At 38.2% G+C, this 12,819-nt stretch carries 9 protein-coding genes; 4 read left to right on the top strand and 5 right to left on the bottom strand.

What is annotated here, in order from left to right; translation table 11 throughout:
* The first annotated feature begins 82 nt into the window (after nucleotides 1–82).
* From D1Z92_RS12990 to eno, 4 genes are read left to right on the top strand one after another with little or no spacing between them, the layout of a single operon-like run.
* On the top strand, nucleotides 83–1,264 hold the full coding sequence (locus D1Z92_RS12990; protein ID WP_128896110.1) for a phosphoglycerate kinase: 1,182 nt from the start codon (nucleotides 83–85) through the stop codon (nucleotides 1,262–1,264).
* Nucleotides 1,265–1,282: 18 nt separating this feature from the next.
* The gene (tpiA, locus tag D1Z92_RS12985; RefSeq protein ID WP_128896109.1) at nucleotides 1,283–2,035 is read left to right on the top strand and encodes a triose-phosphate isomerase; all 753 of its coding nucleotides are present in this window, start codon (nucleotides 1,283–1,285) and stop codon (nucleotides 2,033–2,035) included.
* On the top strand, nucleotides 2,036–3,568 hold the full coding sequence (gpmI, locus tag D1Z92_RS12980; protein ID WP_128896108.1) for a 2,3-bisphosphoglycerate-independent phosphoglycerate mutase: 1,533 nt from the start codon (nucleotides 2,036–2,038) through the stop codon (nucleotides 3,566–3,568).
* Between the two features lie 35 nt (nucleotides 3,569–3,603).
* Nucleotides 3,604–4,890, top strand: coding sequence for a phosphopyruvate hydratase (eno, locus tag D1Z92_RS12975; RefSeq protein ID WP_128896136.1), 1,287 nt, complete (start codon nucleotides 3,604–3,606; stop codon nucleotides 4,888–4,890).
* Between the two features lie 103 nt (nucleotides 4,891–4,993).
* Here the strand turns inward: eno and D1Z92_RS12970 are convergent, their stop codons facing one another.
* From D1Z92_RS12970 to D1Z92_RS17875, 5 genes are all read right to left on the bottom strand, one after another.
* Nucleotides 4,994–6,331 carry a lanthionine synthetase C family protein gene (locus tag D1Z92_RS12970; protein WP_128896107.1) on the bottom strand — a complete coding sequence of 446 codons (1,338 nt, stop codon included), beginning with the start codon at nucleotides 6,329–6,331 and terminating at the stop codon, nucleotides 4,994–4,996.
* Entirely contained in the window at nucleotides 6,318–8,180 is a 1,863-nt protein-coding gene (locus D1Z92_RS12965) for an ABC transporter ATP-binding protein (protein WP_128896106.1), read from the bottom strand. Before D1Z92_RS12965 ends, D1Z92_RS12970 begins: the two co-directional genes overlap by 14 nt.
* 5 nt (nucleotides 8,181–8,185) lie before the next feature.
* Nucleotides 8,186–11,332 carry a lantibiotic dehydratase gene (locus tag D1Z92_RS12960; RefSeq protein ID WP_128896105.1) on the bottom strand — a complete coding sequence of 1,049 codons (3,147 nt, stop codon included), beginning with the start codon at nucleotides 11,330–11,332 and terminating at the stop codon, nucleotides 8,186–8,188.
* A 141-nt stretch (nucleotides 11,333–11,473) separates the two neighbouring features.
* Nucleotides 11,474–11,671, bottom strand: coding sequence for an elgicin/penisin family lantibiotic (locus D1Z92_RS17880; RefSeq protein ID WP_128896104.1), 198 nt, complete (start codon nucleotides 11,669–11,671; stop codon nucleotides 11,474–11,476).
* A 77-nt stretch (nucleotides 11,672–11,748) separates the two neighbouring features.
* Complete coding sequence (locus D1Z92_RS17875; protein WP_128896103.1) at nucleotides 11,749–11,940, bottom strand: elgicin/penisin family lantibiotic; 192 nt, start codon at nucleotides 11,938–11,940, stop codon at nucleotides 11,749–11,751.
* Nucleotides 11,941–12,819 lie beyond the last annotated feature (879 nt).

Raw genomic sequence — 12,819 nt, 5'->3', positions numbered from 1 at the left:
GAGTATGTCTTCCACATTCGAGGACATGCTCCTCATTTTAACACGACCTTTATGGTAATGGTTGGATTGAGGAGGAAACATAATGAATAAAATGACGATTAAAGATGTTTCATTAGCAGGCAAACGTGTCTTTGTTCGAGTTGATTTTAATGTACCACTTCAAGACGGTGTCATTTCTGATGACACAAGAATTCGTGAAACACTACCTACAATTAAATACCTTGTTGAACAAGGCGCTAAAGTAATTTTAGCTAGTCACTTGGGCAGACCAAAAGGGAAAGTAGTAGAAGAGTTAAGACTAACTCCTGCTGCGACACGCTTATCCGAATTATTGGATCAACCCGTGAAAAAAATAGATGATTTATTAGGGGAAGCAACAACCAATGCGGTGAATGCACTGCAAAATGGTGAGATTGCCGTATTAGAAAATGTTCGTTTTTACCCAGGCGAAGAAAAAAATGATCCTGAATTAGCTAAACAATTTGCAGCATTAGCAGATGTTTATGTAAATGATGCTTTTGGTGCTGCACATCGTGCTCATGCTTCTACAGAAGGTATTGCGCACCACCTTCCATCTGTAGCGGGATTATTAATGGAAAAAGAAATCAATACACTAAGTAAAGCGCTTAGCCAACCAGAACATCCTTTCACCGCTATTATTGGTGGGGCAAAAGTAAAGGATAAAATCGGTGTCATCGATAATTTATTGAATATTGCCGATAATATTTTGATTGGTGGCGGTCTTTCCTATACGTTCTTAAAAGCACAAGGTTATGAAATAGGTAAATCGTTAGTAGATGACGAAAAACTAGACATGGCCACAGAATTTTTGAATCGTGCGAAAGAAAAAAATGTTAACTTTATGTTGCCTGTAGATGTTGTAGTTGCAGATGATTTCGGTGCTGATGCCAATACGAAAGAAGTGGCAATCGATAGCATCCCAGCGGACTGGGAAGGTTTAGATATTGGACCGAAAACAAGGCAGCAATATAAAGATGTCATTTTACAATCAAAATTAGTCGTTTGGAATGGGCCAATGGGTGTATTTGAACTACAACCATTCGCTGGAGGTACGCTTGCGGTTGGAGAAGCATGTGCACAAACAGAAGGCTATACCATTTTAGGTGGCGGCGACTCAGCAGCAGCAGCAGAGAAATTCGGATTAGCTAAGCAAATGAACCATATTTCTACTGGTGGAGGAGCATCATTAGAATTTATGGAAGGTACTCCGTTACCTGGTGTTGTAGCATTAAACGATAAATAAAGAGAGGTGACAACGGTCATGCGTAAACCCATTATCGCAGGAAATTGGAAAATGAATAAAACAGTCGATGAAGCGCTGAGCTTTGTGGAGGAAGTGAAGGGGAAAGCGGAAGTAAAAGGTGTAGAAGCAGTGATTTGTGCTCCTTTTATTACGCTACCTTCCATCGTGAACGCGGTACAAGGAACATCATTGAAAGTTGGCGCTCAAAACATGCACTGGGAAAAGAACGGTGCATTTACTGGAGAAGTTAGTGGAGAGATGCTAAAACAGCTAGGTGTAGACTATGTTATCATCGGTCACTCTGAGCGTAGAGAGTATTTCGCGGAAACGGACGAAACGGTAAACAAAAAAGTGCATGCAGCGTTTGAATATGATCTAGTACCTATCGTATGCGTAGGGGAGAAGCTTGAAGAACGTGAAGCAGGAAATACAAAAGATGTTGTGAAAACACAAACAGAAGCAGCATTAAAAGGTCTTTCTGCGGAGCAGGCAGCACAAGTTGTCATTGCATATGAGCCAATTTGGGCTATCGGTACAGGTAAATCTTCTACTGCGGATGATGCGAATGAAGTCATTGCTTATATTCGTGAGCAAATCAAACTTCAATTTGACGAGCAAGTGGCAGCACAAGTGCGTATTCAATATGGTGGTAGCGTAAAACCTGCTAACGTAGTAGAATACATGGGTCAATCCGATATTGATGGTGCATTGGTAGGCGGAGCAAGCTTACAAGGTGAATCCTTCGTTCAACTTGTTGAGGGGGCTAAGTAAATGTCCGCGCGTAAGCCAGTAGCTCTTATCATCTTAGACGGATTTGGTTTGAGAGATGAAGCAGCATGCAATGCAGTTGCACAAGCAAACAAGCCAAATTTTGACCGTTATTGGGACACTTACCCGCATACTGTGTTGACAGCATCTGGTGAAGAAGTTGGTTTGCCAGAAGGACAAATGGGTAACTCTGAAGTTGGTCATTTGAATATTGGAGCGGGAAGAACCGTTTATCAAGATTTAACTCGTATTTCAAAATCAATTCGAGAAGAAGACTTTTTCAGCAATGAGACGATTTTATCGGCAATGAAACATGCCAAAGAAAATGGAACCAAACTACATCTGTATGGATTGCTTTCTGATGGCGGTGTACATAGTCATATTAACCATCTCTTTGCTCTTTTAGATTTAGCGAAAAAAGAAGGACTGACAGAAGTCTACGTCCATGCTTTCTTAGACGGAAGAGATGTGGCTCCAGATAGTTCTAAAGGCTATATCGAAAGTTTGCAGAGTCATATCGATACGATTGGTGTAGGACAGATTGCGACCGTGCAAGGCCGTTACTATGCGATGGACCGTGATAAACGCTGGGATCGTGTGGAAAAGTCATACCGTGCTCTAGTGTATGGTGAAGGTCCACAATATACAAATCCAGTGCAAGCGGTTGTAGACTCTTATGAGCAATCCGTATTGGATGAGTTTGTTGTTCCGTCTGTTATCGTTGACGATGCAGAACAACCGGTAGGATTAGTGGAGAGCAATGATGCTATTATTTTCTTCAACTTTAGACCGGATAGAGCGATACAACTTTCTTTAGCATTTATGAATGAAGATTTCCGTGAATTTGATCGTGGGGCAAAACCACCGAAAAATTTACACTATGTATGCATGACATTGTTTAGTGAATCCGTTGGAGGATATGTCGCATACAAGCCGAAAAACTTGGACAATACGCTTGGTGAAGTGTTGGTGCAAAACAACAAAACACAATTGCGTATTGCCGAGACGGAGAAATACCCTCATGTTACCTTCTTTTTCAGTGGAGGTAGAGATAAGGAGCTAGAAGGGGAAACCCGTGTACTCATTAACTCACCGAAAGTAGCAACCTACGACTTGAAACCTGAGATGAGCGCATATGAAGTTGCAGACGCAGCAGTAGCAGAATTGGACAAAGATCAACACGATGTGATGATTTTGAATTTTGCTAATCCGGATATGGTAGGACACTCAGGTATGTTGGAACCTACAATTAAAGCGATTGAAGCTGTAGACGAATGTTTAGAGAAAGTCGTAAGTAAAATACACGAAAAAGGTGGAGTAGCCCTTATCACCGCTGACCATGGCAACTCCGAAACGATGTGTGATGCAACTGGAAACCCACATACTGCACACACGACGAACTTAGTTCCATTTATTTTGACTAAGCAAGGTGTTACATTAAAAGAAGGCGGAATATTGGCAGACATAGCACCAACCATGCTACACTTATTACAGTTAGAAAAACCGGAAGAGATGACGGGTAATTCATTGATCTAAAATCATGGATCTAAAAAATAGGAGAGTGTAAAATGATGACAATTATTTCAGACGTATACGCACGCGAAGTATTAGATTCTCGCGGAAATCCAACAGTAGAAGTAGAATTATATTTAGAATCAGGCGCAGTAGGTAGAGCAATCGTTCCTTCTGGTGCTTCCACTGGTGCTTATGAAGCTGTTGAATTACGTGATGGCGACAAAGATCGTTACTTAGGTAAAGGTGTATTGAATGCAGTGAAAAATGTAAATGAAATCATTGCTCCAGAACTTATCGGCTGGGATGCACTAGATCAAATCGGTATCGATCACAAAATGATGGAATTAGACGGAACACCAAACAAAGCGAAACTTGGTGCAAACGCGATACTAGCTGTTTCCTTAGCAACAGCAAAAGCTGCAGCAGAAGCTTTAGACGTTCCTCTTTACGTATACTTAGGTGGATGCAACGCAAAACAACTTCCTGTTCCAATGATGAACATCGTGAACGGTGGAGAGCATGCAGATAACAACGTGGACATTCAAGAATTCATGATTCTTCCTGTAGGAGCAGAAAGTTTCCGTGAAGCACTTCGCATGGGTGCAGAGATTTTCCATAACTTAAAAGCAGTACTAAAAGAAAAAGGTTTAAATACAGCTGTAGGTGACGAAGGTGGATTTGCACCAAACCTAGGTTCTAATGAAGAAGCTTTGGCAACAATCATTACAGCAATCGAAAAAGCTGGCTATACACCAGGAAAAGACATGTTGCTTGGTATGGACGTAGCATCTACCGAGTTTTATCGTGATGGTAAATATGAATTGTCTGGAGAAGGAAAATCCTTCACTTCAGCAGAATTCGTAGACTACTTAGCTGGCCTAGCAGAAAGATATCCTATCGTATCCATTGAAGACGGTTGTGCGGAGGATGACTGGGAAGGTTGGAAGTTGCTTACTGAAAAAATCGGCAACAAAGTTCAATTAGTAGGAGACGACTTATTCGTAACGAATACAGAGCGTTTATCCACTGGTATTGAAAAAGGTATAGGTAACTCCATCTTAGTTAAAGTAAACCAAATTGGTACATTGACTGAAACGTTAGATGCAATTGAAATGGCAAAACGTGCTGGATATACTGCAGTTATTTCTCACCGTTCTGGAGAAAGTGAAGACAACACGATTGCAGATATCGCTGTAGCAACTAACGCTGGACAAATCAAAACGGGTGCTCCATCTCGTACAGACCGCGTTGCAAAATACAACCAATTACTTCGCATCGAAGATGAGTTGGCTACAATGGCACAATATCAAGGAATGAACGTATTTTATAACTTGAAAAAATAATGCAATAAGAGTGGGTGACAGAAGTTGTTGTTACCCACTCTTTTTTTATGTTGTGAAAATATGTTGAGTATTCATTCATGCTATTATTAACGATTCATTATCATTACCGAATGAGAAAAATGAGATCCCAGTCTGAGTCTTGCTCCTGCAGTAACCCATTTAATACGGTAAATACGCCTGCTGCGCCATCTAGTAAGCCAGGTAAGTCCTGTCTATCTTCACCTTCACTTTCTTGGAAACCATAGCGCCTATCACTTTTCCAGCGTTGTAATACTTTCTGTACTAAATCATCTCTTAACGTTCCGATTATTTCATCGCTACTTTCTGAATACATCCTTTGTACCATTTGCAACAATCCAGCATATCCATGACATAGTGTATCCGATTGGATGTGCCATTTCTCTTCTGGTCTCACTGCAATTCCTCTATACGTTTCTATTGCAATCGTTTTCCATTCATCATTGTCCATCGCTACACCACTTAACCAAACGGCTCTTGCGACACCTGGACTTCCGTAACACCACGCTTCATGTGCAGTTAAGTTTTCAACTTTTCCTTGTTGATGCTGTTCCCAAGAAATCATCGCAGGCCAAACATGACCAAACTCATCCTTCCCTTTCCATTTCAGTAACCACTGTACCATGTTATGTATAGCATCCCTTTGCCCTTCGACTTCTACTCCTTGCGCTAATGCGATAGATAATAATGATAGAACGCCGGGTATGCCGTGTGACAAGCCACAATTAAAGTGACCATCAGGATAGTCTTCACGATTATATCCTGTATAGTTATCATAGGAGACAAACCATCCGGGTACATATAATCCGTTGTGGAGACGACATTCGCTTAGCTTAATACAGTATAAAATAATGTGTTCTAGTGCTTGTCTCATTTCTTGTTCATGGGAGAAACAAAGTACATAACGTCCAATTCCACTCAAACCTTGAATGACATCAAATTGATCTAATGCAGGGCCTTGTTCTAGTTGTGCATGCATATACTCCATCATGTCAGGAAAAGAGGATAGAAAAATGGAATTCAACTCACTGATAAAGTTTTCATACCTTTCTCCCTCCCTAGATAAGGATCTAGCTGCAATGACTACGCCAGCTAGTCCAGTCCAAAGGCTAAAACTTGGTATGCCATCCCTGTTTAAGGCTTCTTGTATTTCTTGTAAATATGCATGGCCAACATGATCCCAATCCTCGTTGGGATTTGCTCTATCTAATGCACCAAATAACACACAGAAACCACTGTATCCTCTTGCCAAGTCAATCGCTGACCACGGTATATAATCAGCTCCTTCTTCTTTCCGTTTGTTAATAAAGTCTAGCATGTTTTTTTGTATGAACTCAGGGCTTGTTAGTCTATTTGCTCCTTCATTCACAATACGAAGGATGTTATCTCTCATACGTTCCTCTGTTACGCTAGACCATGCCATAGCTTACTTCCTCCTTTTTTGAATGACGGTATGCTTCAAGTTGCATATTATATAGATAGGCATACATTCCGTCTTTTTTTATCAGTGCTTGATGTGTTCCTTGTTCGGCAACTTTTCCTTGTTCCATCATGATAATATGATCGGCATATTTAATGGACGTATAACGATGTGCAATGAAAATCCCAATATGATCGTCAATGAGTTCTTTGAACTTTTCAAACACTTGTAACTCAGATTCGGGATCCAACATAGAGCTAGGTTCATCCAGCACATATACACTGGCATTACGCATAAAGGCACGGGAAATGGCCACGCGCTGCCACTGTCCACCAGATAGCTGATAACCTTGTTCGAATAGCCTTCCTACTTGTGTGTCCAACCCGTGTGGTAATTGGTTTACTAAATGATCTATTCCAGCTCTTTTTGCAGATTGCATTATTTCCTCATCTATATCTAGTTTATCTACATTACCAAACCCAATATTATGTCGCATGTCTAGTTCATATTGCACAAAGTCTTGAAAGACAACAGCCATACGTTGACGTAATGCTTCCTGATCATAATGACGAATAGAGATGCCGTTAATTAAAATATCCCCTTCAAATTCATCGTATAGTTGGGTTAAAAGTTTCATCAACGTCGTTTTTCCTGATCCATTCCTACCTACAATAGCTAATGTTTCTCCTCGCTTTATTTTGAAACTGACTTCATGAAGGGCATATACTGTTTGATCCGGATAGCGAAAGCTTACATTTTTGAACTCTATCGTTTCTATTTGTGGAATGTGCTTATGTTTGGTTGCTTCGTTAAGTTTTTCGGCCGTTTTTAATATTTTTAAATCTAAAAATACAAACAACTGTTTAAGATAAAGGTTGTGTTGACATAAAGCTAACAATCCTGTAATCAGAGATTGCGAATTATTTTGTGTCATCGTGATTGCTTGTGTTAATGCAACGACGGTTCCAATGTCTATTTCACGAAGAAAAGCAGCTCTGAGTACAACTAACATCATTGCAGCATTAGCAGCGATATTGATGAGCTCAAATAGAATACCCGCATTAAATCTTTTCTTAGCGATGTCCCGTTCTTCGTGATAGAACCCTTTAAATAATGTATTATAGCCTCCAAGTAAATACTTTCCTAACTGAAAAAGCTTCATTTCTTTAAAATTCTTGTCGTTTGTCATTAAATGAGATAAATACCACGCTTTTCTCATCCTAGGTATTCGATTATATTGAATCAAAAACTCTTGTTGTCCGATACGAAGAAAGGAGTAGAATGACGATAGTGGTATGATCATTAAAATAAGCGCCATCCACCATTCAAATGCGATTAACAACCCTGCAGCAGAAATTAAGGTGACTACACCACTTAAGAGAGCTAGCATTTGCTGCATAATTTGGTACGGACGATGACCTGCTTCATCTTGTGCCATTTTCAAAGCATCTTGCACATGCGCATTTTCGAAATCTTTCAACGTGAGGGATACGGATTTTTCCATGATGATTCGATTCACTCGATTACTAAGCAGCGTTTGAAATAGCGTTTCTATGTAGCTATGTAATAAACTAATCAGTTGACTAATGAGGGTAAAACCGATTAATGCTGCAAATGCCCATAGAATAACTGTAAAATCCGTTGACCATGAAGCAGTAATAGCATTAATGATATTTTTCGTTAGAATGAGTACAATAATGGGTGAAATACCTTGAAATAAGTTTAAAATGAGAATCGTAATCAAACCTTTGGCGTTGGTATCCCATAACAAACGGATTACCCTTGGCCAGTAACGAAACGATTTTAATATATTTCTAAGTGAAACGATATTCTCATCTTTATCAAACGACATATTGTTTACCCCCTACGAATATATACTAAGTTGTGTAGCGTATGACGAGTTAGCGTAAGTACTCTTGTTTCATCTGTTCTATCAATTCCATATAATCGATTAATATGAAGGTGAATTATGCTGTGCATTGCATCCATTCGGGTCGTATAGTATGCATTACTTTTCTCTTGCTTCGCCAACTGCAATCCATACTCATGTAACAAAGGATTTCTAGCCTGAAACCCAGGGATGAGAATCTGTCCTACTTCATGATTTTTTAACTGTGCAAATTCATCTCTAGCATCTCCTAGCTTCATATAGATAGAGCGTTGCGGTCTAAATACATCTAAATATGCTTTGTAGCTGACCATTTTATTTAAAAACGCAAGTTGTTCATCAAAAGTGAATCCGAATTGCTCCATGATATGGATAATACTAATGACGGTGAGCAAGTCTTTATGTATTGGTAGCTGACCCTGCTCATGCAACATGATCCAGTCCATGACCATACTGCTGTCCATACAAAACCATTGCTCAGCCAATGGCATCAGATCTGGTCCGCCAAAACGTTCTATTTCTGGATCATACGTATCCATGGTCATGCGGGAAATGAAGCCTTGCTGTATACAATGATGTGCAAATTGATGTAGTTTTGGTAATAGTTCTCGCTGTAATGTTTCTGGATTACCCCAAAAACGAAGTCTTATATGGGGATCAGGATCAGCATATCTCATGAAAAAACTAGAATCGATCCATTTATTTTGTTCTGCTGCGACACAAAAGTCTCTTAGTTGGCCACCAATAAATTCTTCTACGTGCTGACCCACTCCATACCACTTAACAAACATCCACTCACTTCCTGGAAGTTTAACACGTTGTGGATCACGAATCGGTTTCATCGGCTTTTTAGCAATCGCCTTTCTCTTTTTAACATGGTCATTTTTTATGAGAGGGAATACAATCTCTGTAAAGTATTTATGCTTATTGCTAAGAGGAAGGTTGTCGATAGATTGTCCTACCTCTGTTAATGTTATTCCCGGTTCAGCACTTGGCTTCATACATTCACGACGTATTTCGTCTATATGTTCACTTTCATTTAAATCTAGCAATAAGCTGTTGTCTGATTGTGTCAAATAAACATACCGAGGTAATTTCCACTCTCTTTTATATTGCTGAAATTGCTGCATCCATTCCACTTTGTTTATCGATAAATCATTGGAAAAGGTTTGCTCGTTTAAAACCCATCTAGCAGGTGATAAAATACATCGCTTATATCGCACGCGAGGTAAAAAAGGAAGAGCATTTAGTTCTCCCCAATGGAACGGTTCTATATTTTTCTGTCTTTCCTGTCCGAGTTCTCTTAGAAATCGATAAACATTGGGTGCATGTGATGCATTGAACATATGGTTCGTAACGGGAATCACTTCTTTACCCAACTTTAAGGAACGTAAATATAGGCCGTTTTCATCAAAACCAACGACCAAATCAGATAAAGGAATGGAGTGTTCCTTTTCCTTAGAAGAAGTAGTTCCCATTATAATCTCGTAGTTACGGTTATGATGTGTTAATACGACATTGGCGGCTCTACCTTCAATTGGCAGATAAACTAATTCAGCCAGAATAGCGTCTGGACACATTTCTTGTTCTAATGTACCTATACGATGTAGCTCATCTCGAAATGATGATGGAAAAAGATCCGTAAAACGTCCAATCGATTTGCCTGCACCGTAAGAGATCGTACCTGATCCGCTAATCAGTCTGTAGTCTTCATCGCCTTCTCTCTCTTGCTCTGCATGCTTAACTAATGAAAAATATAATTCAAAAGAACGCGGAGCGTCAGCGCTATCCTCATGATCTCCAGCTAATTGTGCTATTTTATCCTCATCTAAAACAAGCTCTTGTTCTTCATTAAAGAGAACTTTTGTTACCCATTGGGATAATAAAAATTTTTTTTGTTGCTGAAATTCTGTTTGATGCGAATTCATTTTCCGTTTCGAAGGTGGGTATAGATAGGTTGCTGGTGCCCCTAATCCAATCTCTTCATCAAGTAGCTCCAACAAAGGAACTTCTCTAGCCATTCCGTACTTTTCTATAAAATCATTACTATAATCGCTCATGTATGATGTGGAAAGTTCATGATTACTGATACTCCAAAGTACATTTGCTACTTCTTCTACTTCTTCTTTTACGGAATATGGTAGAACGACGTCATCTGATTCTATTTTAAGATCCACTTGTAAAAAGTTACTACTGTGTGCTACTTCTTTCATTTTTTTAATGATCGTGCGATATAGTTGTTCGCCCTTTCCTAATACAACGTTATCGTACTTATCAATTAACATTGAGATTTCTTTCAATTTCACCTTCAACTCGGTCGGTAATTGTTGAACTACTTCTATTAAGTAATGTAGTGGGTTAACATCTACTAATGGAGGCCGTAAGTTCGAAATCAATAACTCTTGCTTTAATAAATCATATACAAATTGGCTTATTTGCTCGTGTGATGTATCGGGGTATTCACGTTGAAGCTTGGAAACTAATGTTTCTACTTTAATTGGCTCTGTTGCGAACTGAAGTGCTTGCTCCACAGCGCTTGTCGTAAGGACAGATGCACGTTGAATTTCATAAGCAGCGTCTCTTTCTCGTACTTCTCCTATTTGAGCTAAATAGGGAAGGTAGGTTCTTTCTCCTACTTCGTAAGCTAGAGTATTTTTCGTTACCCAGAGCTGCGGTATGATCTGAGGATCATTTTCTAACTGTGCAACGATTTGAAAGATCCAATCCATATCAGGCCGAGTACGCTTTTTATGCTGTTCTATACTTTCGAATGAAAGATTTAAATTTTCTCCGTATTTTCCATACGTCACCCCAGAAAATAAACCAAAAGGCGTTGGTCGTGTAGCCATTCTAATGACATAACGCAAAAAGGCGGTGCTAATTTGTTCCTGCTTACGAGCAGAACTATCAGGGGAAAGGGAGGTTAGAGCATCTAGAAGAGATAAGCTGGAAATCGCAATAGCTTCACGAATTAATGGATTTTGCATAAGATCCTTTACTTCATCTAAAATAGGCCCTTTAAAAGATGTGAGTTTTTGTTCAAATACATTGGCTGATAGAACTGGAGCTCGTAATATGTAATGATCAAGCGCTTTGAATGTACTTTGGGTCGTCATAATATTCCCCTTTCATCTTGCATATGATAGTGTTCGTACGTAACTTTTACATTGTGATCTAACGGTTATAGCGTCAAAAAACATCGTAATAGATGTTTTTTGACGTAAAACTACTTAAATGAACTATTATTTTTTAATGTTTTAACAACTTGAAGAATGTGTATATCCGCACATGTTTTGCCCTGTATAACACTTTGAAGTATAACAATTGGAAGTATAGCATCGAGAAGTATAACAAGTGGATGTATAACAAGTAGATGTATAAGCTGCAATCTTGTTTGTTGGAGCACCATTTACTTTATCTACTTTTAACTGTAAATCGAAAGGATTTTTAGCCATTTTACATCTCTCCCTTTTTAAATTAATTAATTAATTATAAGTTTGTTATACAATACAACGATGATGTGGTTTTCATGTTAGCATCTTGAAGTATATCCGCATCTGTTTTGCCCAGTATAACATCTAGAAGAATAACAAGTAGAAGAATGGCAACGAGAAGTATAACAACTGGAAGTAGGACAGTTAATAGTATAATTTGCAGGTTGAATAGTTGATCCGCCACTTACTTTATTCAATTTTAATTGTAAATCGAAAGGATTATTAGCCATTGTGTATTTCCCCTTTTTGGTTTAAATTTAAAATAGTGTATTTGGTTGATTGAATACTAGTATGCATCTAGCCAAAACATGACCAGAACTAATTTTTGGCTGGTAGAGGTGTATAGCCACACATCTATCGGCCAGTGTAACTTTTTGAACAATAACGGAAAGGACAGAAGTATAACAAGTGGATGTATAAGTCTAAGTGTTGTCTTCGCTCCATTCACTTAATTTACTTTGCATGCTAATCATAAGGATTTTTATTCATTTTTTTCACCTCCTTTCGATATCAGATCATTGACATGTATGATTTTAAATTTATTTGTATTGCATATGTTTTAATTTTTTGGAATAAAGTTAGCAAATATAAATTTTGGAAATTTAATAAATACTATATTATCTAAAGAGAAAATATGGTAATGTGATCTAGGTCACATTATAGGAAAAGATACATTGGATAATTATTTATTTAAAATATGATGTGATGTACTTGAAAAACCATTCATATTTAAACCAGCAAAGGAAAAAACGTAACATTTTATTTTGCTTTCATAGCTATTTTTATTAAAAATATAATAAAAAAATATTTTTGTTATGGTTGAAAATTATTTTTATTCAAAGTTGAAATAGATATGGATGATACCTATTTTTTTGTAGTTAGCAGGATGAGTCATATGAGTTGTGAACAATTGAGAAGAAATATGACTGACTTCTTATGAGGCTTTTTGGTAAGCTTATTTTTTTGGGGTGGTAATAAATACACTCTTAATGGAGAATATCTTGTTTTTCCTCTGTAAATATGATAAGATCATATTGCTGTTTTATAATAAACACATAATCACAACAATTTTACATTAATAAGAAATACAATCTCTTATCATATATTAC

It is taken from the genome of Longirhabdus pacifica (assembly GCF_004115085.1).
GTDB lineage: Bacteria > Bacillota > Bacilli > Paenibacillales > DSM-105158 > Longirhabdus > Longirhabdus pacifica.
Note: the sequence above shows the minus strand (reverse complement) of the source record. Positions and strands in the feature narration are given on the sequence as shown.

Bases quoted from the DNA above. Each gene is read 5' to 3' on its own strand.
- D1Z92_RS12990 (WP_128896110.1), top strand. From the start codon at position 83: ATGAATAAAATGACGATTAAAGATGTTTCATTAGCAGGCAAACGTGTC.
- tpiA (WP_128896109.1), top strand. From the start codon at position 1,283: ATGCGTAAACCCATTATCGCAGGAAATTGGAAAATGAATAAAACAGTC.
- gpmI (WP_128896108.1), top strand. From the start codon at position 2,036: ATGTCCGCGCGTAAGCCAGTAGCTCTTATCATCTTAGACGGATTTGGT.
- eno (WP_128896136.1), top strand. From the start codon at position 3,604: ATGACAATTATTTCAGACGTATACGCACGCGAAGTATTAGATTCTCGC.
- D1Z92_RS12970 (WP_128896107.1), bottom strand. From the start codon at position 6,331: ATGGCATGGTCTAGCGTAACAGAGGAACGTATGAGAGATAACATCCTT.
- D1Z92_RS12965 (WP_128896106.1), bottom strand. From the start codon at position 8,180: ATGTCGTTTGATAAAGATGAGAATATCGTTTCACTTAGAAATATATTA.
- D1Z92_RS12960 (WP_128896105.1), bottom strand. From the start codon at position 11,332: ATGACGACCCAAAGTACATTCAAAGCGCTTGATCATTACATATTACGA.
- D1Z92_RS17880 (WP_128896104.1), bottom strand. From the start codon at position 11,671: ATGGCTAAAAATCCTTTCGATTTACAGTTAAAAGTAGATAAAGTAAAT.
- D1Z92_RS17875 (WP_128896103.1), bottom strand. From the start codon at position 11,940: ATGGCTAATAATCCTTTCGATTTACAATTAAAATTGAATAAAGTAAGT.